Source organism: Synechococcus sp. C9 (assembly GCF_022984075.1).
Classification (GTDB): Bacteria; Cyanobacteriota; Cyanobacteriia; order Gloeomargaritales; family Gloeomargaritaceae; genus Gloeomargarita.
The window spans coordinates 1,362,542-1,385,791 of record NZ_JALAAD010000001.1 but is presented as its reverse complement, the minus strand read 5'-3'; the positions used below and the strand labels follow the sequence as shown (position 1 = coordinate 1,385,791).

At 55.6% G+C, this 23,250-nt stretch carries 15 protein-coding genes; 6 read left to right on the top strand and 9 right to left on the bottom strand.

Annotation, left to right across the window (positions count from 1 at the left end):
- Positions 1–5: 5 nt before the first annotated feature.
- The gene (locus MLD66_RS06935) at positions 6–1,118 is read right to left on the bottom strand and encodes a CO2 hydration protein (protein WP_247216353.1); all 1,113 of its coding nucleotides are present in this window, start codon (positions 1,116–1,118) and stop codon (positions 6–8) included.
- Positions 1,115–2,554 carry an NADH-quinone oxidoreductase subunit M gene (locus MLD66_RS06930; protein ID WP_247219012.1) on the bottom strand — a complete coding sequence of 480 codons (1,440 nt, stop codon included), beginning with the start codon at positions 2,552–2,554 and terminating at the stop codon, positions 1,115–1,117. The genes MLD66_RS06935 and MLD66_RS06930 overlap by 4 nt, the downstream gene beginning before the upstream one ends.
- A 133-nt stretch (positions 2,555–2,687) precedes the next feature.
- Between MLD66_RS06930 and MLD66_RS06925 the strand changes: the two genes are divergently transcribed.
- Entirely contained in the window at positions 2,688–3,974 is a 1,287-nt protein-coding gene (locus MLD66_RS06925; RefSeq protein WP_247216352.1) for a hypothetical protein, read from the top strand.
- Here the strand turns inward: MLD66_RS06925 and MLD66_RS06920 are convergent.
- Positions 3,952–4,143, bottom strand: coding sequence for a hypothetical protein (locus tag MLD66_RS06920; RefSeq protein ID WP_247216350.1), 192 nt, complete (start codon positions 4,141–4,143; stop codon positions 3,952–3,954). The genes MLD66_RS06925 and MLD66_RS06920 overlap by 23 nt on opposite strands.
- A gap of 6 nt (positions 4,144–4,149) precedes the next feature.
- On the opposite strand from MLD66_RS06920, the gene MLD66_RS06915 reads away from it, so the two are divergent.
- Positions 4,150–5,061 carry a 5'-nucleotidase gene (locus MLD66_RS06915; protein ID WP_247216348.1) on the top strand — a complete coding sequence of 304 codons (912 nt, stop codon included), beginning with the start codon at positions 4,150–4,152 and terminating at the stop codon, positions 5,059–5,061.
- 257 nt (positions 5,062–5,318) lie between these two features.
- On the top strand, positions 5,319–6,458 hold the full coding sequence (locus tag MLD66_RS06910; protein WP_247216346.1) for a serine hydrolase: 1,140 nt from the start codon (positions 5,319–5,321) through the stop codon (positions 6,456–6,458).
- Here MLD66_RS06910 and MLD66_RS06905 read toward each other — a convergent pair.
- Together MLD66_RS06905 and MLD66_RS06900 are read right to left on the bottom strand one after the other, a co-directional pair.
- The gene (locus tag MLD66_RS06905) at positions 6,455–7,705 is read right to left on the bottom strand and encodes an argininosuccinate synthase (RefSeq protein WP_247216344.1); all 1,251 of its coding nucleotides are present in this window, start codon (positions 7,703–7,705) and stop codon (positions 6,455–6,457) included. The genes MLD66_RS06910 and MLD66_RS06905 overlap by 4 nt on opposite strands.
- Before the next feature lie 70 nt (positions 7,706–7,775).
- Positions 7,776–8,231, bottom strand: coding sequence for a hypothetical protein (locus MLD66_RS06900; RefSeq protein WP_247216342.1), 456 nt, complete (start codon positions 8,229–8,231; stop codon positions 7,776–7,778).
- A gap of 708 nt (positions 8,232–8,939) precedes the next feature.
- On the opposite strand from MLD66_RS06900, the gene MLD66_RS06895 reads away from it, so the two are divergent.
- Complete coding sequence (locus MLD66_RS06895; protein WP_247216340.1) at positions 8,940–9,473, top strand: ferritin-like domain-containing protein; 534 nt, start codon at positions 8,940–8,942, stop codon at positions 9,471–9,473.
- On the opposite strand, the gene MLD66_RS06890 is transcribed toward MLD66_RS06895, so the two are convergent.
- Together MLD66_RS06890 and MLD66_RS06885 are read right to left on the bottom strand one after the other, a co-directional pair.
- Complete coding sequence (locus MLD66_RS06890; protein ID WP_247216338.1) at positions 9,439–10,959, bottom strand: peptide ligase PGM1-related protein; 1,521 nt, start codon at positions 10,957–10,959, stop codon at positions 9,439–9,441. The genes MLD66_RS06895 and MLD66_RS06890 overlap by 35 nt on opposite strands.
- A gap of 83 nt (positions 10,960–11,042) precedes the next feature.
- Positions 11,043–11,714: a RibD family protein gene (locus tag MLD66_RS06885; RefSeq protein ID WP_247216336.1), complete on the bottom strand. Its 672-nt coding sequence runs from the start codon at positions 11,712–11,714 to the stop codon at positions 11,043–11,045.
- 38 nt (positions 11,715–11,752) lie between these two features.
- On the opposite strand from MLD66_RS06885, the gene MLD66_RS06880 reads away from it, so the two are divergent.
- Positions 11,753–13,546 carry a proline--tRNA ligase gene (locus MLD66_RS06880; protein WP_247216333.1) on the top strand — a complete coding sequence of 598 codons (1,794 nt, stop codon included), beginning with the start codon at positions 11,753–11,755 and terminating at the stop codon, positions 13,544–13,546.
- A complete protein-coding gene (locus tag MLD66_RS06875; RefSeq protein WP_247216331.1) occupies positions 13,543–14,772 on the top strand; it encodes a hypothetical protein in 1,230 nt (409 codons plus the stop codon). The genes MLD66_RS06880 and MLD66_RS06875 overlap by 4 nt, the downstream gene beginning before the upstream one ends.
- Here the strand turns inward: MLD66_RS06875 and ileS are convergent.
- Both ileS and MLD66_RS06865 read right to left on the bottom strand, forming a co-directional pair.
- Positions 14,769–17,588, bottom strand: coding sequence for an isoleucine--tRNA ligase (gene ileS, locus MLD66_RS06870; RefSeq protein WP_247216329.1), 2,820 nt, complete (start codon positions 17,586–17,588; stop codon positions 14,769–14,771). The two genes, MLD66_RS06875 and ileS, sit on opposite strands and share 4 nt — an antisense overlap.
- Positions 17,589–17,772: 184 nt before the next feature.
- Positions 17,773–22,944 carry a PAS domain S-box protein gene (locus MLD66_RS06865; RefSeq protein ID WP_247216327.1) on the bottom strand — a complete coding sequence of 1,724 codons (5,172 nt, stop codon included), beginning with the start codon at positions 22,942–22,944 and terminating at the stop codon, positions 17,773–17,775.
- Between the last annotated feature and the right edge of the window lie 306 nt (positions 22,945–23,250).

The following is a 23,250-nucleotide window of genomic DNA, read 5'->3' as shown; positions in this document are numbered from 1 at the left end:
TTACTTTACCCCTGAACCGCCAACAAACGGGAGTCACGCAACCGTTGCAACCACTCGTCTAAATACCGTTCATTTGCCCGCCGCTCCTGGGGGTCGGTACTGGTCAGGGGATAGGGCGCCAGGGCTTGGATCGCCGCCGTCGTCACACAGAACATGGACTTTTGGAACGACTCGCAGATTTTCACCCGCACATCCCCCAACCCGCGCGGGGTCTGCCGGTAACGCTGGCGCAATTCTTCCGGCAGATAGTGGCGCATATCCTGCATCAGCAAAGTGGGAGGAATCCCCGCCCCCCCAATCGGCAGAGGGTCGGCATAGAGCGCACCGTAGGTAAAATCCGCCTGATCCGCCGGGATTTGGTACGCCTGGGCATTGTAGGACACCGTGCCCATGAAGGGAAACGACCGAAAAAACACCGCCTCCACGTAGGGCACCGCCGCCGCCGTGAGAAAATCCAACCCCGCCGTTTCGGGAAGCAAAGGATAAAATTCCCCCCGAATTTTCACCCCATAGGTAATCGGTTGGGATGCGGCTTGGATTAACCCCATCCGAATGTGATCCACCACGTCGGTAATTGTATGAATTTCCCCCCGCTGATACCGTTCCCACAGGTCTAAAAATAGGGGACTCATCACCCGCCAAAACTGCCCCAACACACTGGTATAGACCATCATTTTCACCTGCTCCGGCAGAAATTCCGGGAAACATCCATGTAAAAATTGTAGGAATAAATTCCCCCGAATTTTAGCCTGAATCGCCCGCTCCGCCAGTTGGGTAAACTCCGGGGAATCCACATAGCGGTTCAACGGCGGACTCCCATGCCAGAGCATCGCCCGCATACAGTATTCCGAAAATTCATAATTAATTCGGTCGTGATTCCAATGGCGCAAAAGTTTGCCCCACGTTACTTCCCCATTGAAATACTTAAAAAAGGGAAATAATACCAAAAATTGCCCCTGGGACATATAGATCAAATTTTCCCAATAGTACCCCAGCACCACCCCATAGCTTTTGAGAATTGCCACCACTTCCACCACATTTTCCGGGGTATCCGGTAGCAGTGCCCCCCCTTGCAGCAACCGTTCCTTGACCGTCGCCACCGCCACCGCCGTCCTCATCCCCACCCCCAAGCCGTCACCGTCGCCTCACTCCAGCGCACCAGCCACGCCGGTTGCAACCCCAACGCCACCACCAGCACCGCCAGCACAATTGCCGGTAGCCGCTGTCCCCAGGAAACCGCCGGTAAATTCGCCAACGCCGGGGTCAACCGCCCAAAAAACGCCCGATTCACCAGCAGGAGAAAATACACCGAGGTCAAGCCCGTGCCCACCATCGCCAGGAGCGTCCACACCGGGAACACCGACCAACTGCCCCGGAACACCATAAATTCGCTCACAAACCCCACCATACCCGGAATGCCACTGCTCGCCATCACCGCCAAAATCATCAGACTCCCCACCACCGGCAGACCCCGTTCCGGCGTGAGCAGACCCTGGAGTTGGGTCAAATCCCTTGTGCCCGTCACCCGATAGACCACCCCCACCAGGGCAAACAATAGGGCTGAAATTAACCCGTGACTGACCATCTGCGCCACCGTAGCCACCAACGCCACAGGAGTCGCCGCCGCCGCCGCCAGCAATACATACCCCATGTGCCCGATGGAACTGTAGGCGACCACCCGCTTCATATCCCGTTGCCCAATCGCCATCAGCGAGCCGTACAGCACACTCACCACCGCCCACCCCGCCAAAAAGGGTGCCAACACCCGCCACGCCTGGGGCAACCCCTGCACCCCAAACCGCACCAACCCATAGGTGCCCAACTTCAACAACACCCCCGCCAACAGCATCGAAACCGGCGTGGATGCTTCCACATGGGCAGACGGCAACCAGGTATGCAAAGGCACCAAAGGAATTTTAATCCCCAACCCCAACAGCAGGAGTACCAATACCCCAATTTGCGCCCCCAGCCCCAACGCTTCCGGGTGCAGGGCAACGTAATCAAACCCCCCCGCCCCACTCAGCACCGCCCAGCCAAAAAAAGCCGCCAGCAACAGCAGTCCTGAAATCGCCGTATAAACCAAAAACTTGACCGCCGCATAGTCCCGGCGTGCCCCCCCCCAAATAGCAATGAGTAAATACAAGGGCAGTAATTCCAACTCATAAAATAGGAAAAACAGGAGCAAATTCTGCGCCAAAAACGCCCCCGCCACCGCCGCACCCACCAATAACAGCAAACTGTAATACAACCGGGGACGCACCACCGGCGGTTCACTCGCCAACACCAGCAGGAGCACCAAACTATTCAAGCCCAACAACGGCAGGGACAACCCATCCACCGCCAGCGCATAATTCAACCCCAGCATCCCCAGCCAGGGCACCTGTTCCCCCATCTGCCAACCAGCGGTATGCACATCAAAGTGCGCCAACACCAGCCCCGTCCACAGCAGGAGCGCCACCCCGCCCCCCACCGCCACCCGCCGCACCCAAGCGACAGGACAGCACCACACCCCCACGATTGCCACCAAGGGCAGTCCGACCAACCCGCTCAACATTCCCAGTGCCACCCCACCCTTGTTCGGAACCGAAGCAACTTTTGAGACAATCTAAATTTATTGTTAACGTAGGCATTATTCATTCTAGGCAGGTCTCGGTAATTTTTCCCATTTACGGTTCCCATTCCCCCGGATGCACCCCCTTTGGCACCAGTTACACCCCCACCAGCGGCAATTTTTGACCCAGATTGCCCGCATCATAGCGGACTTGGGTTGGCAGGGGTATCTCGTCGGCGGCGGTGTCCGGGATTTGTGGCTGGCGCACACCCAAAACCAGACCATCACCCTCCCCGATATAGACCTGGTACTTGACCAAGCCCCACCCCACGCCCTGACCGAACTCATCCCACTCATCACCGCCCTGCGTCCCGGCGCTACCGTGCAACCCCACCCCAAATTTCTCACCTGCGACCTCCACTGGTCCGATTTAGCCCTGGACATTGCCCTCGCCCGCCAGGAAACCTACCCCCACCCCACCGCCAACCCCATCGTCACCCCGGCAACCATCCACCAGGACCTCTACCGCCGAGACTTTACCATCAATGCGATGGCACTGGCGTTGCCCCCCGGCGACACCCTGCTCGACCCCCTGGGCGGACAAAATGATTTACAAAAGCAGTACCTACGGGTTCTCCACCCCCACAGTTTTCGGGATGACCCCACCCGTTTATGGCGGGGCGTGCGCTACGGGGTACGCTATGGACTGACCTTTGCCCCGGAAACGTTAGGACAATGGCAGGACACCCTCGCCAGCGGCGTGTACGAATTTTGGCGGCAACAACCGGGACAAGCCCCTGCTTTACAAACCCGGTTACGGGCGGAATTAACGTACCTGTGGCAGACGGCTGGCTGGGTACGGGCGGGACGTTGGTTAGAAGCATTGGGGGCGTGGGCGTGTATTCATCCCGAACTGCATTGGACTGGGGCATTGGAACGCACCCTGCGCTACGCCAGCTATGGGAAGTTTCCCCCCACCTGTCGCACGGAACTGCTACTGAGCTATGTACCGGCTGAGGCCCGGGAACCTGTTGCTTGTAACTTACATTTACCCTTGGGTGCCCAGAAACGGCTGGGGCAATTAACAACTTTAGAATCCCATCTTCCCCTGCTTCTGGATTTATCCGTCAGTCAAATCTGTCAAAAATTAGACCCCTACGAGCGAGAATTTTTGTATGGTGTGCTGGTGCGACAACGGGGTAAAACGCAAAAAATTTTATGGCATTACCTACAGCATTGGTCACAAAAAACCGCCCCTTTGAACGGTGAGGATTTACAGCGACTTGGCTACCGACCGGGCCCCGAATTTCGCCGGATTTTAGCCCAGGTGCGTTCAGCATTTTTAGACCGGGAAATTACCAACCGCACCGAAGCGATCACCTACGTCACTCAGCATTTCCCTACGGCTGAACCTGGTCAATGACTGGGATTTTTGCCACCCGCAGGTAAAGGATGGGGTACCGATAGGTCGCCGGGGCACCGCTTCCGTACTTGGTTCTGGGAAATTTCTGTTGCTTAATTGCTACATCTTCAGGCGAGGCAGGGTTTACCCAGCGGGGCAAATCCGTCACAATGAAATCTAAAATGTGCAAGGCTCAATGTCCTACTCTTTAGCCGGTTTGCTGGTCATTGGCATTTCTTCCCGGGCTTTGTTTGATCTGAGTCGGGAGGATGAAATTTTCCAGACCGAGGGCTTAGCCGCCTACAGTGCCTATCAGCGAGAGCATGAGCAGGAAATTTTGCCGCCCGGAACGGCGTTTCCTCTGGTGCAGGCACTCCTGCGGTTGAATGAATTGACGGACAAACGACTGGTGGAAGTAATTATTATGTCCCGCAATAGTCCTGACACGGGACTGCGGATTTTCCATACGATTCAACACTATGGGCTGGATATTACCCGGGCGGCGTTGACGGGGGGGGAGTCCATCGTGCCCTATTTTCAGGCTTTTCATCTGGATTTATTGCTCTCCCGGGAGGAGTCGGAGGTGCAGGCGGCGATTGATGCGGGGATTGCGGCGGCTTTATTGTACCCGCCCCCACCGGGGTTGGCTCCCCAGGCGCAACAGGTGCGGATCGCCTTTGATGGGGATGCGGTTTTGTTTGCCGATGAGGCGGAATGGGTGTACAAACAGCAGGGTTTGGCGGCCTTTTGTAACCATGAACGGGAACGGGCGGACCAACCCTTACCCGCCGGGCCGTTTGCCAAATTTCTGCACACCCTCAGTACGATTCAACAGCAGGTGCCGCCGGAACAGTCGCCGGTACGCATTGCCCTGGTGACGGCACGGAGCAGTCCTGCCCACGAACGGGTGATCAAAACCCTGCGGGCGTGGGGGGTGCGGGTGGATGCGGCTTTTTTCCTGGGGGGTCTGCCGAAGGATGCGGTTTTGCAGGCGTTTGGGGCGCACATTTTCTTTGATGACCAGGAGGTGCATTTGGAACCCGCTTCCCAGGTGGTGCCGAGCGGCCGGGTGCCCTACCGGAGTGATTCCCCCCTGCGCCAGGGGTAATTTTTGCCTTATTTTTTTTATAGGAATCCTAAATGAGAATGGAACAGGGGGTCGCCGGGGCACTGCCCCCGTCCTTGGTTCTGAAAAATTTTTGTATGCCTACGGCACGCAAGCTAATGCACATCAATTAGGATTGCTATAGTTATTTTTTTAACTTGCTACCAGTGGTTTGCAGGGCTAAACTTGCCGTAATGTGATGATTTGACCCTATCATTGAGCTATCATTAGGCGCAAATCATAATCACAATGTCGGTGCAATGCCCAAATCCGAACCCAAACCAGACTCGGCGACCCGTCGCAACCTGACCCAATTAAACGGGCGAATCCGTCCCACACCCTGGTGGCGGTCTCTGCTGTTGGGCGGCGTGCGCCTGGGAGTCCTGGGGGTAGGGCTGGGGGTGCTGGCGGGCACGGGGTTAAATATCTGGCTCAGTCAAGGGCATGACCACCTGGGGCAATTTCCCCTCCAAGCCCAGGACCGTCCCCCCACCTGGCAAAGTTTTTTTTGGCCACAAACCCGTGAGCAAACCGCCTTAATTCCCCAACCGGTGCGCCCGACCAGCCTGGAAGAGCTACTGCCCCGGCGGGCACCGATGCAGTCCTTGCAAGCCCAGTTGTTGCCCCTGACCCAGCGGAATCCCAAGGTCACCGCTACCCTCTATGCGGCGGATTTGGACAGCGGCGAATACCTGGATATGGGCGGTACAAAAGCAGTACCGGCGGCGAGTACGATCAAATTGCCCATTTTGTTAGCCCTGTTTCAGGATGTGGACCAGGGCAAGGTGCGGTTGGAGGAACGGTTGACCATGACCAAAGCCCTGGTGGCGAGCGGTTCTGGGGATATGCAGTTCCAGCCGGTGGGGACGACCTTTACCCTGTTGGATACGGCTACCCGCATGATCGTGATCAGCGACAACACGGCGACCAATATGATTTTAGAGCGGTTGGGGGGCAAGGACGTGGTCAACCAACGCTTTCAGGAGTGGGGGTTACAGGCAACGGTGGTGCGGAATCTCCTGCCCGACCTCAAGGGCACCAATACCACCAGTGCCGCCGATTTGGTGCATACCCTGGCGTTGATCGAACGGGGGGAAATTCTCTCCCGCCGCAGTCGGGATTGGCTATTGCACATTCTTCGCAGTACGGAAAACCGGAGTTTACTGCCCGCTGGGTTGGGACCTGGGGCGGTGATTGGGCATAAAACCGGGGATATTGGCTTTATTATCGGCGATGCAGGCATGGTGGATACGGCGACGGGTCAACGGTATTTGATCAGCATCTTTGTCCAAAGTGCCTACAACGACCCCCAGGCGGTGCAATTGCTCCAGGAACTCTCCCGCAAAAGTTATCAGTATTTGAATCGCCCTCGTTCCACCCCCCCGACCGGCTCGAATTAACCCCGTCCCACCTGGGACCACACCCGTACGGGCAACCCCCAGACGTAAATAAACCCCTCTGCCGCCCGGTGGTCAAACTCGTCCTCGGCGGTGTAGGTGGCTAAGTTCGGGTCGTAGAGGGAATAGGGGGATTGCCGCCCCACCACCGTTGCCATGCCCTTAAACAATTTCACCCGCACCAGCCCCGTCACCCGCTGTTGGGTGTGCTGGATAAAGGCATCCAATGCCTCCTTCAGGGGACTAAACCACAACCCGTTATAGACCAACTGGGCGTAGGTGTCCTCAATCCCCCGTTTGTACTGGGTCACATCCTTGGGCAAAGTCAGACTTTCCAGGGCTTGGTGCACCGTAATCAGTACTGACAACCCCGGTACTTCGTAAATCTCCCGGGACTTGATCCCCACCAGCCGGTTTTCGATCATGTCCAGCCGCCCCACCCCATGCCGCCCCGCCCAGAGGTTCAGGCGTTCCATCAGAGCTACGGGAGCCAAGGGTTCCCCATTCAGGGCCACGGGTTCGCCCTGGTGAAACTCCAGCGTCACATACTCTGGCCGATCTGGGGCGTGTTCCACCGACTGGGTGAGGGAATAAATCTCCTCCGGCGGCTCAAACCAAGGGTCTTCCAGCGGCCCCGCTTCAATACTTTGCCCCAACAAATTGCTGTCAATGCTGTAGGGGGAGGATTTTTTCACCGGGAAGGTGAGGCCAAACCGTTCCCCATAGGCCATCGTTTCTTCCCGGCTCATCCCCCACTCCCGGGCGGGTGCCAGCACTTTCAACTTCGGGTTCAAGGCGGCAATGGACACATCAAAGCGCACTTGGTCATTCCCCTTGCCGGTACAGCCGTGCGCCACCCCATCCGCCCCGTACTCCTCAGCCACCTCGACCAATAATTTGGCAATCAACGGGCGAGCCAGCGCCGTGGACAGGGGATAACGACCCTCGTACAGAGCATTCGCTTTGAGGGCAGGCAGGGCATAATCCTGCACAAATTCCGCCCGCACATCTTTGACAATGGAAACACTGGCTCCAGCCGCCAAGGCTTTGACACGAATCGCCTCCAATTCCTGTTGCCGCCGGGTTTCCGTTTCCGGGAGTTCCGCCGTCGCCAAGCTCACCCCCTGCCCCACATCCACCGCCAGGGTAATCACCTCCTGCACCCCCCATTCCTGGCGTAAATACGGGATACATACGGTCGTATCCACCCCACCCGAATAGGCTAACACCACCTTTTCCGCCCGTCCCATCGCCTACCCCAAAAACTGTCCTGAGAGTACCACGATACGACATTTTGCAATCACCAACCAACATTAAGCCTCAGCGGCTGTCTCCCCCGGTTGGCAGTCCAGGGATGCGTGGGGCTGTGATGTGCCGAAAGTAGGTATCAATGGTAAGGAAAATAAAGATTGCCATCCCCAACTCCAATATCTCTTCTAGGGCATCAAAATAGACAAAGGTAGCAGGCGATATAGTCACTCCGAATCGGTTTAATTTTCTCACAAAAACATCAATAAAATTGGACAAAAAAAGCAGAACCATAACGATCAATACCCCCTGGGAAATACGGGAACCCCGCTTCAGTCCAAGCAAAAAAGATTGGGAATGACGATAGAGAGTAAAAATAACAATATAAACTACCAAGCCAAGGCTCACCAAAGCCAGGATTCTTGCCGTCAAGGGTAGGCTGTGACTTACATAAAAGCGACTATTAAAAACCTCGATGATTCCCAGCTTTTTATCAAAATCTAACTCCCTAAGCGTAAACAAAGCCATGAGTGCAAGCAGGTGGTAATACTTCTTTAAGTAAGCAGTTCCTCCTTTGTGGACAGCAAATATAATACCTAAAAAAAAATAAAAGCTGATGCACCGTCAACCCAACCGCCTTCGTTCAGAAAGTTGTTTCTACTGGTTTCATCCAAGGAACAGGTCAGCAGGAATAGCAGAAACAGCAACACCCCGGTAATTCCAAACGCTATTTTTGTGGATTGCTCCCTATACCTCATTGCGGACACCCCTAAAAATTAGGTCACAGAAGCAGAACATCCAAAGAATGGGCTACCTCACCTTTTGCGCCCGTCCCTGTCCCGAGCCTACCACCCTAGGATACTTTTGCCGGGCAAGCCATAGCCAATCGGTCAAAAAGATAACTTATTGCGAAAAGCTCTGGACATACTATAGGTATTCAATCCGATTGGCAAGAGGCTAGGGGGGCAACTATTGAGAGCTATTATCAATTTGTCCGTTTCTACCAGGAATTTGTTGCCATTTTTTGATAGTAAGCTCAAAAAAATAAACCCCGTTTTTTCCCTAAATGCACCCGCCAGCAAGTGATTTTATTGCTTTTTATATTCATTTAGCCTGGGTTTGGGCTTCCCTAGAGCTTGTTTTCATCTACAGAAATTTGTTGACAATCACCAAAGCCTGGACTATATTAGGAAATGTGATTGTTGTTTTAGTTATCCGTAGCGGCGAGGTATTTCCATGACAGCGACGTTAGTGCGTTCCTTTGGGGAGATGGCGACCAATGCCATCGGTTTGGATTTGCAAGTCACCAGCCCGATTTGCGAGGGGATGAACCGCTTGTTGGCGAGCTTCCAGGCGCTTTATTTACAGTATCAAAAGCATCATTTTGTCGTGGAAGGTTCGGAGTTTTATATGCTCCATCAGTATTTCCAGGACAGTTATGAGGCGGTGGCGGGGCACACCCACGACCTGGGGGAACGCTTGAATAATTTGGGGGGGATTCCGGCGGCGAGTTTTACCCAGTTGGCGGCTCTGTGTGCGTTTAGCCCGGAACCGGATGGGTTATTTACCTGTCGGCAGATGATCCAGCACGATTTGCAGGCGGAGCAGGCGATTCTGACGGTGCTACGGCAACAGGCAGCGCAGGCGGAGAGTTTGGGGGACCGGGCGACCCGCTATTTGTATGAACAAATCCTGCTCAAAACCGAGGAGCGGGCGGCGCATCTGGATCATTTCCTCACCCAGGACAGTCTGACCGTGGGGTGGCGTTAGGAGAGGGTTGGGTTTCCTCATCCAAAATGCGTACCACCTGGTCAAACAGATGCTGGGTCTTGTCGGCGGAATCACTGATGCAGGTAAGTCCCAGCTTGCCAAATTCGGAGAGACAGCCCATCAGGTGAAACACGGTGCCGGTTTCCGTGGTGGAGTCAAAATGCAGGCTGTTGTACACAATAATATCCAGCAGGTCGCTGGGCAGTAAGCCCCGGTAATACGGGCGTTGCAGGTTGTCGGTGGCAATGTAGTATTTGGGTTGTTGCCGGGGGGTGAGGAACAGTCCGGTTTCGGTATCGAAAAAGCCGTTGGTGAGAAATTTCAGGGTCATGAAGGGGTGGGTGGTGCCGCCCTTGCGGAGGTTGATTTCAATCGCCTGGAGGTCCCAACTGCCATCGGGCAATTCCCGGGCGATAAAGTCCACCCCGTAGCGTTCCAGGGCACCCTTGGCGGCTAGATTGTAGCCGATTTTTAAGCCCCAGGTTTGCAGTTGGGCTTGGTAGGCGGGGTCAGCGGGAAACCGACAGCCCAGGTAAATTTGTTGGTCGGGACCCCCCAAAATCTGGTCATGGGTGGAGAGGATTTCGACTGTACCGGCGGGGGTGATTTGCCCTTGGACGCTGGGGGAGCGTTTGTTTTCCCCTTCAACAAACAGTTCACTGATCGCCCCCAGTTCCCGAATGCGTTGGGCAAAATTCTCCCAGGTTTCCGTCGTACACTGAAAGCGCATCTGGGGAAACTGGGTTTTGAGTATCTGCACCCGTTCGGCGTGGGTTGCCCCGAGTTCGGGGGGGAGTTCCAGCAGGGCATTGCCTTCCCCGGAAAAGCCTTCGTTCAATTTGACCACCAACCGCCGGGCTTGGGGTTGCCGTGCCCACAACTCCGCCGTGACTTCCGCTAGATCGTCCGGGTGAAAGACCAGGGGGGTGCCGTCCGGGTGGGGAACGCCGCTTTCGGCAAAAATTTGACGGCTCCCGGCTTTGGTGCCCCAGTAGAGCAGTTCCGGGTCCAGCCCCCACAGGGGAATGTCCAGGGCGACGGACAAATCCCGTTCCCGGCTGGTGGAGTTGAAGCAGACCATGAAGGACTGGTTGGGGGGCAGGGCTTGGCGCAGGCGTGCCAGCAGGCGGGGGCGTTCCAGGATTTTTTCGGTCAGGGGGCGGTTGGAGGCATCGTAGGTGGAAAATAACAGCAATCGTTCCCGGGCGTGGGAGGCGGGCATCCCCGGGAGCAGTTCCAAATAGTAGTCAATAATGCTGGGGTGGAGGGGTTGGGACGTGATGTACACCATGCGGGCACGGGGATTACGCAGGCGAATCAGGGAAAACAACAGCCGTTCTTCGTAGTGATGACTGCCCTGGATTTTCCGCATTTCCTGCTGGTCTAAACTCAACGAGGGCACCACCAGAATGTTGGCAGCCGCATCCAAGGATTGCCAATGCTGACGCAGATGCTCTTGCAGTTCCTGAAAGCGACTCATAGCCATTGAATGTGAGGGGCTTTTCCCTGAGAGTAACAGGCGCAGGTGACGGGTTTGGCGGCAGGTTTGTGAATTTTTTTTGTGAAATTTTACGGTTCTGTTTCCCCACCGCCCGCCAGCACTTGGTAATGGCATAAAAGTTCTTGCCCCAGGGGTTCCCAACTGAGCAAGGTGAGGGGAATGGGGGTGGAAAAACCCGTGCCATCCACCGGCGTGGGGGCGGTTGCGCCTCCCCAAATCAGGGGACAGAGGGTCAACCACAGGTCGTCAATCACCTGAGCGCTCAACAATTCTGCCATTAACCCGCCGCCGCCCAACACCCCAATCCGCCGCAACCCCAGGGCATAAAATTCTGCCAATAGTTCCTGCCAGGTTACATCTGCCCAAATGCGGGTAAATTCCTGTCCCTCCTGCCAACGGGTCGCCCCGGCGTTTGTGGTAACCAGCCAGCGTTCCACCGGTTGCTGAAAAAAGGGGATTTCCCGGTTCATCTCGCCGCTCCGGGTACAGATGATATGTAAGGTTTGGGGGGATTTGCCCTGCTCAGAACGCATTTTCAGTAATTCTGCATCACGCACCAGAGCGGCACTGCCGTGAGCCAACAGGGTTCTCGCTCCCACCATTACCCCGTCGCTATGGGCAACCTGGCGTTCCAAATGGGCACGGTCGGCGGGGGAACCAAACCGGGCGGGTTGGCGGTGGACATCGGCAATTTTCCCGTCGGCACTCATGGCGAAAACGGCGGTCAGGTGGGGGCGCATGGGCGTAAGATGAAAGTCATATTGATTGTAGAAGATGTATGCGCTGTGCCCAGATGTTGCTGGTGACCCTGCGGGAAGACCCAGCGGAAGCGGAAATTATCAGCCATAAGTTACTCCTGCGGGCGGGCTATATCCGGCGGGTGAGCCCGGGGATTTATGTGTATTTGCCCCTGCTGTGGCGGGTACTGCAAAAAATCATGCACATTGTCCGCACGGAAATGGATGCCGCCGGAGCGCAGGAATGTCTTTTGCCCCAACTCCAACCGGCAAGTTTGTGGCAGGAATCCGGGCGGTGGGACACTTATACGCAAGGTGAGGGAATTATGTTTACCCTTACCGACCGGCAACAGCGGGAATTGGGACTGGGACCCACCCATGAGGAAGTGATTACGGATGTGGCGAGAAATTTGATCCGTTCCTATCGCCAATTACCTCTGAATTTATATCAAATTCAAACCAAATTTCGGGATGAAATTCGACCTCGGTTTGGGTTGATGCGGGGGCGGGAATTTATCATGAAAGATGCCTATTCCTTTGATGCGGATGAGGCGGGAATGCGGGCATCCTATGAAAAAATGTACCGAGCCTATTGCCGGATTTTTGAACGGTGTGGGCTGGATTATCGCCCCGTGCAAGCCGATAGCGGTGCCATTGGCGGTTCTGGTTCCCAAGAATTTATGATCCTGGCGCAGGCGGGGGAGGATGAGGTGCTTTATACCCCGGATGGACAATACGCCGCCAATGTGGAAAAAGCGATTTCTTTAGCCCCGGAAGCAACGCCTTCAGCTTTTACTAAACCAGAGCGAAAATTCACACCCAATACCCCCACAATTACCACGCTCTGTGAGGCATTAAATTGTTCCCCTACCCACACGGTCAAAAATCTTTTATATCAAGCGATTTTAGATACGGGGTTAATGATATTGGTATTAGTGAGTATTCGGGGGGATCAAGAGGTTAATGAAGTCAAACTTAGCAATGAAATCACCCGGTTAGCTCCCCAATTCCAGGCACAACAGGTTTTGAAATTGACGATTGCCAATCAGGAGAATCAAAAACAATGGGCAGAGCAGGATTTACCCTGGGGTTACATTGCTCCCAATCTCCCGGATGATTACTTAAAAACTGACCCACAGATTCACCCTAAATTTCTGCGTTTATATGACCAAACGGTGGTGGATTTGCGGAATTTTGCCACCGGGGCAAACGAAGTGGATTACCATTGGGTAGGAGCCAATTGGGGGCAGGAATTTCCCGCCGTAATGACTGTGGTTGATGTCCGCAAAGCCCAAGCGGGTGACCGGGCGGTGCATGACCCCCAGCAGATATTACACAGTGCGAGGGGGATTGAAGTTGGGCATATTTTTCAATTGGGGACGAAATACTCGGAAAAAATGGGAGCCACCTTTACCAATGAACAGGGGCAGGAAGTGCCGTTGGTGATGGGCTGTTATGGGTTGGGGGTGTCCCGGTTGGCGCAAGCGGCTATTGAGCAATCCCACGATGAATATGGCATCATTTGGTCACCCCCTATTGCTCCTTATTTGGTGATCATTTCTATCCCGAATATGCAGGAACCCCAACAGGTAGAAGTGGCGGAAAAACTCTATCAGGAATTACAAAATGCGGGAATTGAGGTACTCTTGGATGACCGACCGGAGCGGGCGGGGGTCAAATTCAAGGATGCGGATTTATTGGGGATTCCCTATCGGATCGTGCCGGGGCGTTCCCTCGCCCAAAATAAGGTAGAAATCATCACCCGCAAAGGGCGAATATCCCAGGAAATTTTAGTATCAGATGTTGTGGATTTTTTTCGGAGCTTAAACCCATGAATCACCCCCATTACACCCTCATTCATCAAATACCGGGGCGGGTGCGTTTACGCATCCATGACTTCAATCGGGGTCTTTTTCATATCGAAACTACATTATTAACTTGGCAAGGAATTACCGACGTTCGCACCAATGCCGCCGCCCATTCTTTAATTATCCATTACGACCCGACGTGCTGGCAATTAGAGGATTTATTAACAGCCATTAGCCGCTTGTTTGATACTTTGGCGGTGGCAAAAGATGAGGAATTTTTAGAGGTAGCCGCCGATTATTTTCCCCTTTCCTTGACCGTGTTGGGGTTGAGTGTGTTGGCACTGCCGTTAGAAATTCCGGCGGTGTTGGTGGGGGCAGGAATCGCAATTACAGCACTTCCTTTTGTGACCGAAGCTCTGCGGGGTTTGGCGTACCGGCAACGGCTTCAGGTGGAATTACTAGACTCCCTGTGGATGGGACTACACACTCTGCGGGGGGAATTTGTGGCACCGGCGTTGTTGCTGGTGGGGGCAGATATTTTAGGACGGTACAAACACCATCTGCACGTGCTGGATGAGCGCAATCTGGATACCCAGGCGCAATCCCTGGTAGTGACAACCGAAGAATTTTTACTCCCCCCCACGTTGCTCGGTACGTCCCTGATTTGGCTGGCGACGGGTTCCTTGGCGGCGGGGTTGCCCCTCTTGCAGTTGGACTTTGCCACGCCTTTGCGGGTGGTGTTGCCCCTGGCAGTGCATCGGGGGTTGGTGCAAACCGGTTTACCGGACGGGGCGACCCTGGAAACCTTGGCACACCTGCGGCATCTGACGCTGGAACCCGCTCTGGCACGGGATTCCTTGATTCAGTCCTTGAACCGGCGGGGCATCAGTGTGACGGTGGCGCAGGCACCCCTGGCTCCGGGGGCATGGTTGCGGGCGACCGGTTCCCATTGGCAATTAACGCTCCCTGCGGGGCAAAAGATTTCAGTACAACCAGAGCAATTTTTACTGACATTGGACTGCGCTCAAGCGACCCTCGCCCAAATCTACCAGGCGATTGCGATGGTGACGGTTCCCAACCTGCTGGTGGTGGCGGCGGGGCTGTTTTGGGGACTCCATCCCATCGGTGCCGTGAGCATTAATACCTGTGCCACCCTGATTGCGTTGGCGCACTGTGGTTTGTTAGTCCCGGAATCTCCAGAGGTTACGTCTCAATCAACGGTGAATCTGCCAGCGTTTGCCATGTCTGCCTAAAACTTTCCGGCTAGGGCGGCAGTACAACGTTCGCAAATATCAGGATGATCGGAATTTTGCCCCACCTGTTCGGAATAATTCCAACACCTTTGGCATTTTTTGCCTGTCGCTAATTGCATCTGAATTTCCCAGGGATGGGGTGCGTCTCCCTGGCTCACCTGCACCTGGGAAACCAGGAGTAAATAACGCAATTCATCCACGCCGTTGGTGGGGGTATTTAAGGCGTTTAATTCCGCAAATAATTGGGGGTCAGCAACGCCAATGCTCACCTGGGCTTCCAAAGAAGAACCGATGGTTTTGGCGGCACGGGCAGATTCTAAAACCTTATTCACATCCGTCCGCAATTCCCGCCATTTCTGCCAGGTTTTCGCCAATTCCGGTTGATGCCAATCCCCGGGCAATTCCGCCCATTTGGTTAAAAATACGGATTTTGCCCCCACCGCATAGGGGATAAATTGCCAAATATCTTCCGCTAAATGGGAGAGTACCGGTGCCAATAATTTCGCTAAGGTTTCCACCACCACAGCCAATACGGTTTGACAACTGCGCCGCCGGTAGCCCCCTGCCGTGCTGATATACAGCCGGTCTTTGGCGATATCGAGATAAAAATTTGATAAATCCACCGCACAAAAATTTTGAATAATTTGGAAAAAATGGTAGAATTGAAACTCTTGAAACGCTTGGGTAATTTCTTGGGTGACTTCCCATAAGCGATGGAGAAGGTAGCGGTCTAAAGCGGGCAATTCTGCGTAGGGAATCCCGTGTTTTTCCGGGATAAAATCGTATAAATTCCCCAATAAAAAGCGAGCCGTATTGCGAATTTTCCGATACACATCCGCCATTTGATTGAGGATGGTATTTCCCAGGGGCACATCATCGGTATAGTTCACCGAAGCCACCCACAAACGCAGAACATCCGCTCCATAGGCGGGTTCCTTTTGGGGATTTTTGCCCCCATTGATCACCAGCAGGGGGTCAACCACATTGCCCAAGGATTTGCTCATTTTGCGCCCCTGTTCATCCAACACAAACCCATGCGTGATCACTTTTTTGTAAGGGGCAAAACCATGCACTGCGACACAAGTGAGTAAACTGGATTGAAACCAACCCCGATGCTGGTCGGAACCTTCTAAATACACATCCGCCGGATAGTGCAATTCGGGACGTTGTCCTAACACTGCCGCCCAGGAAGAACCGGAATCAAACCACACATCCATCGTGTCCATGCCCTGGCGATAACGGCGACCATTATGCCGATATTGAGGGGGTAATAATTCCTCTAAAGGCAGTGTCCACCAGGCATCCGCCCCCTGCTCCCGCACAATATTTTGAATGTGTTGGATGGTCTCGGCGTTTAACAAGGGTTCATCGGTTTCCACATCATAAAAAACCGGAATCGGTACGCCCCAGGTGCGCTGGCGGGAAATACACCAATCCGTGCGTTCTTGTACCATTGCCGTAATGCGATTTTCCCCTTGGGCGGGAATCCACTGCACCTGTTGAATCGCCTGCAAAGCCAATTCCCGAAAGCCGCTCACCGAAGCAAACCACTGCGCCGTTGCCCGGAAAATGGTGGGTTTTTTGGTGCGCCAATCGTAGGGATATTTATGCTGATAGGGTTGGTGTTTGACTAATAAATTCGCCTGCTGTAATGCGCCAATAATTGCCTCGTTTCCCTCTTTTAAGACCGCTAAACCGGCAAATTGACCTGCCTCTGAGGTGAAACAGCCCCCATCATCCACCGGCGAAAGTAAGGGCAAACCGTACCGCTGTCCCACCGTGTAATCTTCTGTCCCATGCCCCGGTGCCGTATGCACTAAACCCGTGCCGGATTCCACCGTGACGTGTTCGCCCAAGGTAACCATACCCTGGCGGTTAAATAAAGGATGTTGATATTGGCAGAACTCTAAAATTTTCCCTGGAAAGGTGCGGAGAATTTCTACTTCCGAACCCGTAATTTCTTGCCATTTTTTGACTAACTCGGCGGCAATGATCCCCAACCCCTGCCCATCACTTTGCACCAGGGCGTAGGTGATTTCAGGATGCACCGATACCGCCACATTTCCCGGCAATGTCCAGGGCGTGGTCGTCCAAATGGCGAGATACAGTTCCCCAGCAAATTCCCCCAATACTGCCTGGGCTGAGGGAGTGAGTTCCGTCATGCGAAACCGCACATAAATGCTGGGGGAAATATGCCCCTCCGGGTACTCCAATTCCGCTTCCGCCAACGCTGTCCGGGAACTGGGACTCCAATGCACGGGCTTCAAGCCCCGGTAAATGTGCCCCTTGAGCGCCATTGCCCCAAATACGCCAATCTGGGCGGCTTCGTACTCCGGTTGCAGGGTCAAATAGGGATGTTCCCAATCCCCCCACACCCCGCACCGCTGAAAACTTTTTTTCTGCCGTTCCACCGCCGCCAAAGCATAATCCCGTGCCCGCTGGCGCAATTCCATCGGCGTGAGGTTTTGGCGCACCGATGCTGGCAGTTCCTGCAAAACCTTGAGTTCAATCGGCAGACCATGACAGTCCCACCCCGGCACATAGGGCGTGCGATACCCCCGCAGGCGATGAAATTTATTAATAATATCCTTGAGAATTTTATTGAGCGTCGTGCCCATGTGAATGTCCCCGTTGGCGTAGGGGGGACCATCGTGGAGAATGAACGCCGGGGCTTGGGGGTCACAATGGGTGGGAATGCCCTCCCTTTGCCAAAAGGCTTGAATTTCTGGTTCCCGCACGGTGGCATTTGCCCGCATGGCAAAATCCGTTTGCGGTAAATTTAACGTCGTTTTGTACTCGCCTCCCAACTCAGCCATGTTGCCCCGCCGGTTCACCGTTCCCTATTGTAGCCCCTAGGGTTTCCCCCTGGAAATGAACCATTCGTAGCCCACGATACGAAATCCTAGAGAGAAGAAATGTATTGTAAAAACCTAGCGTAAGCTATTCCAACCCTCCGATTGACGATATGCAAGTGGCTCCCTCGGCGGGGGCACTTTTTGTTTATGGGGTTTTGATGAGATATTCCCGCAGTTGTTCTAGGGAGAGGGGCGGCATAATCGCAGTGCCCTGGAGTGCTGTACAGCCGAGCCGTTGCAGGATGGCTTTTTGGGCGGGCGTTTCCACCCCGGCGGCAATGGGGGTGATGCCCAGGTTTTGTGCCAGGACAATGATCGCCTGGATGAGGCGCTGGGAATGGGGTTGCTGTTCCACCTGGCTGACAAAGGAGGGGTCAATTTTCAGGGCGGTGACGGGCCAGCGATGTAGGCGACCTAGGGAGGCAGGGTTGGCACCAAAATCCGCCACGGTCAGTCCCACCCCCAGGCTGTGCAGTTGCCGGAGCAATTCTGGGCGTTCCTGGTGCGCCAGCATGACCGTCTGTTCCGTGAGTTCCAACCGCAGGCGGTGGGGTGGCAGTCCGGTGGTGGCGCATATCTCCTGCAACTGGGGCAAAAAATTCCCCTGGTGCAACTGGTACCGGCACACCTGGACGCTCAAGGACAAGGACTGGCATAGCGGCTCCTGCATCATCTGGGTCGCCGCCGTGGTCAAGACCCACCAGCCCAGGGGCACCCGCAAGCCGGTCGCTTCCGCATCGGGGAGGAAGGCGGTGGGGGGGAGTCGCCCCCGTTCGGGATGATGCCAATACACCAGGGCTTCCACTCCCAGGGGCGTTTCCCCGGCGAGAATGGGCTGGTAATCCACCTCCAGTTGCCCTTGATCGAGGGCAGTGCGGAGTTCCCGTTCCCAGCGCAGGTCGTCCACCACCTGGATAAACATCTCCGGGGCAAAGACCACATAGCAGGCTCGCCCCTGGTTTTTCGCCTGGTACATGGCGATGTCCGCATCCCTCAGCATTTCCTCTGGGGTTTGATAATGGGGATGACTGAGTACCACCCCAATGCTGGCGTGGGATGTGACAGTTTGTCCCTCGATCACCAGCGGTTGGGCGATCACCCGTAGGAGTTCGGGCAGGCGGTTCCCGACCTGTTCCGGGGCGAAGGGGGTGAGTAAAATGGCAAATTCATCCCCCCCCAGCCGCGCTACCGTGTCCCCCGCCCGCACCACCGACCGCAGTCGTTGGGCAATGGTCACCAACAGTTTATCCCCCGCCTGATGCCCCAGACTGTCATTGACCACCTTGAACCGGTCTAAATCCACAAACAACACCGCAAAACCAAGGTGGTTATCCCGTTGGTAGCGCGCCAACACCTGTTGCAACCGGTCTAAAAACAGACTGCGGTTGGGCAGACCCGTCAGGGAGTCGTGGAGGGCTTCGTACAGGAGTTGGGCTTCGGCGAGTTTTTTCTCCGTAATGTCCCGACCAATCCCCTGCACCTCCCAGAGGCGTTCCTGCGGGTCAAACAGCCCCCGGATCGTCCATTCGTACCACCGTTCCGGCACCTGGGCGGTACGGCATTCCATCGTAAATGTAGGGGTACCGGGGGTAAGTGCCCCCACCCGCTGGGTAAACTGCTCCTGATCCTGGGGATGGAAGGGATGGCAAAAAGGCTGATGTAGCAATTCCGCCTCCGAGCGACCCGCATAGCGGCAAAAAGCCGGATTCACAAACGTCAATTCCCCGGTAGCCTTCGCCCGGTAGATCAATTCGGTTTGGTCTTCCACCACCGTGCGGAGCCGTTCTTCGCTGGTCTGCACCGCCTGGAGCAAATTCATCTCCTCGGTCACATCCAGGGAGACTCCCACCACCCGCAGGGGTTGCCCCGCTTCGTCCCGGATCAACTGGCTGGTGGATTGCATCCAGCGGCAGGTGCCATCGGGAACCAAAATCCGGTGCCGGTGTTCCGCCCGGTCAATCTCCCCCCGTTGGTAGCGTTGGCGCAGGGTGAGGGCGGTAGGCAAATCCTCCGGGTGCATACTTTGCAAGGCACTCAGACCGGGTAAACGCAGGGTCAGGGGTTCTGCCGGGGGATGAAGACCTGGGTCAATACTGTAGCGGTTGGTCTCGGTCATATCTGTCCGAATATCCCATTCCCACACCAACATCCCGGCGGTCTGGGCGGCTAATTTGAGGCGGGCTTCACTGCGCCGGAGGGACTGTTGCGCCAGCACCCGTTCCGTCACATTCACCAACTGGGAGAGGAACAGCACGGGTTCTTGATCCCGATTGCGGGCAATTACCACCTTGCTCAACTGCACATACAACGTCCGCTCCGGTTGGGGACACAGGCGCAATTCCAGGGTCATTTGGGGCACCTCATCCCGTAGCAATTGGGCATTGACGGCACTGTAGCGCTCCTGGTCATCCGGGTGGATAAAATTCACACACCCCTGGGCGAGCAGGGTTTCCGCTTCATACTGCAATAATTCACACATGGCGGGGTTGACCCGCAAAAATCGCCCCTCCACATCCGTAATTGCCATCGCCGCCGGGGAACGCTCAAAGGTGAGGCGGAACTGCTCCAAGCTTTGGTTCAACGCCTGCGCCATCCGCCGGTTTTCGGTCACATCCTTGATGGTTAAATGTACGGCACTGCTCCCAGCCATTTTTAGGGGTTGCCCGTAGCATTCCAAGTAAAGCAACACCCCATCCCGATGCCAGACCCGCAGTTCCTGGGGCACCACCGCCACACCCTCCCATTGCCAGCGCCGGTAGGCTTGGCGCAACTTTTGCCGGTCGTCCCGATGCACCAAATTCACCAACGCCTGGGGGGAAAGACTCTCCAATTCCGTGCGACCGTAGCCCAGCATTTGGCACAGGGCTGGATTCACCAACCCCAACCTGCGTTTTTGGAGGATGGCAATTCCCAGGGGCATGGCTTCCAGCAGAACCCGATGGGTCGCCTCCCACTGCAACCGCTCCCGTACATCCCGCACCGCACTCCGCAGCAGGGAACGCCCCCGCCAAGTCAAGACCCGGGCGGTAATTTCCACCGGAATCGTCTCCCCATCCGCCCGTTGTACCTGCGCCGCCACCTCCTGTTCCCCGGTGCCACCCCGCCGCACCCAGTGGTAAAAATCCTGACGCATGGTCGCCTGTGCCGCCCTGGGGTGCAATTCCCACTGATAGCGACCGAGCAACTGCGCCCGGCTGTGCCCCGTCAAGACCTCCGCTTGGGGACTCACTTCCACAATTCGCCCGGTTTCCCCATCGCTGACCCAAATGGCATCACTGGAGGCTTCCAACAACTGGCGGTATTTTTCCTCCGAATCCTGGATTGCCCGCTCCATCTGCCATTGCCGCAGGCTCTGCGCTACCGCCGTCCCCACCGACATCAATAGATTCACCTCGGTTTCCTGCCACCGCCGCACCTGGTCACAGACATCAAACCCCAGAAACCCGTACCATTCCTCCCCCGCCTTGAGGGGTACTACTAAAATACTTACAATGTCCTGCGTTGCCAAAAACTCCCGCTCCTGGGGGGGAAACTCCGCCACCGCCCCGTAAATCGCCTCCCCCCGGCTCAATATGTCCAACCAACGGCTAAACCCCATTCCCACGTAATCCCAATTTTGCAGGAGGGGATTGTCCATTTCAGGCGTTACCCCTGGGGCACACCATTCCGCCTTTTGATCCGCCAACACCCGCCCCTGGGAATCAACATGATTTTCAAAAAGATACACCCGGGATACCCCCACCGTTTCCCCCAGGGTCTGCCCAATCCGGTCATAGACGGTCTGGGGAACCGTCGCCGCCAGCAACCAATTCTGAATCTGCACAATCGCCCGCAGTGCCGCCTCCAATTGGCTTTGGGCAGTCACCTCCTGCACCACCAAAATCGCCTGCTGTTGGGGTAGGGGAACCAAGCGGGCTGTCCAGGTTTGGTGCCCATAGCTGTAGCGAAATTGGGCTAATTCCGCCCCCTGGCGCAGTTGGGTCAGCCCCTCTGCCAGCAACACCCGTGCCGTTGGCGGTAACACGTCGCCGATCCATCGCCCCACCTGGTTTTCCGGGCAGGTATCCAGGCAGTCCAGGATGTACCCTTGCCCATCCAAGCGAAAATACAAATCCCGCAAGGCTCGGAACACCCCCCGCAGTTCGGCGTGTTTTTGGGTGAGCAGTTGCAGGGTGTGCTTGCGTTCGCCCACATCCCGCAGATTCAGCACCATGCCCCGCAGGTTTACGTCCGAGTACTGGGGATTCCCCACCGCCTCCAGGTCGCACCAACTGCCATCCCGCCGTTGATAGCGAAATTCCCAATGGATCAACCCGGTTTGGTTGGGGGCTTGGGTCAAAAGAGCTTCAATCTCTGCCCGTTCCTCCGGGTGAATGCGAGCGCAAAATAATTGCCCCAGCAGGTCATCCAGGGCATACCCCAAGACCGTTTGCACCGACGGACTACAGTAAGTAATGATTCCCTGGCTATTGACCACCAGGATCACATCCCCGCAATAGCGCAGAAGTGCCGCAAACCGCTCCTGATTTCGGCGCAGGCTCGTGGTCAGTTGTTGAACCTGCTGTGCCTGTTGGTTGACCGTCTGCCGCAAATCCACCACCGCCTGTTGCAGGGCAAAAGGATGCCCATAACGCTCCCACTCCGGGGGGGTAAGCGAACCCACCACCAACCCCGCCGCATCCGTCACCAACACCCATTCCCGGCGGTAGGGATACGCCTCATACAGGGTCGTGGTTGCGGGTAACAGCCGGGGCGGGGACATCACCTCCTGCACCGTGGCTCCCGGTTCCCACAACCTGCTCCAGTCCACCCAACCCAGGGGATAGCGGGGGCTTTCGGGGTGTGCTACCATCACCCAGGTATCCGCCCCTTGGGCGAGTAAATCCCGCACCTGCGCCACCGGCAGTTCCGGCGGAACCGTGACCACCCGGGGGTTCATCAATATATCAATGGTTTGGCTTTGCCAGAGGTGATAGCCCTGCTGGAGTTTCTGCCACCGTTGCCGCACCCACACCCCCAAGCATTCCCCCGCCTCCCCCACCACCAATACATAATTCCGGTCTGCGACTTTCGCCTCCAATTGCGCCGGTTGTGCCAAATCTGCCAAAGTTAACGGGGTGCCGGGAGCAACCAATTCCCCCAGCCTTGCCCCGGCGGGTGCCCCCAGCAGTTCCCGGGCGGTAATAATTCCCTGGGGATGCCTTTGTGAACCCACCACCGCCCAAGTAGATTCGGTTGCCAAAAAAGCGGCAATTCCCTCGGTCACCGACAGTTCTGCCCCCAAAACCAGGGGATTCTCGGTGGGAGTAGCCCCCATCCATCCGCCGACTGCTGAGCCGGTATTAACCCTGAGCCAGGAAATCACTGTACTGCGAAAAGTTTTTCATAGGATAGCATTAGCCCAGAGAGCTAGGAACATTTTCCTAACCACTTTACATCTTAGGATGGTCACACTCGTGCCTGTATTCTGCCCTCATGACCCTCACCCCCACAGGAATCTGACTTTTGAGCGACCTGCTGAAGCAGACTGTTTTAAGAGATGACAAGCCGGTAGTGCTACAGCCTTGTAAGTATAGCAATCCTAGTTTATTTAAAACTTTTGAGTGGGTTATAGTAATGAACT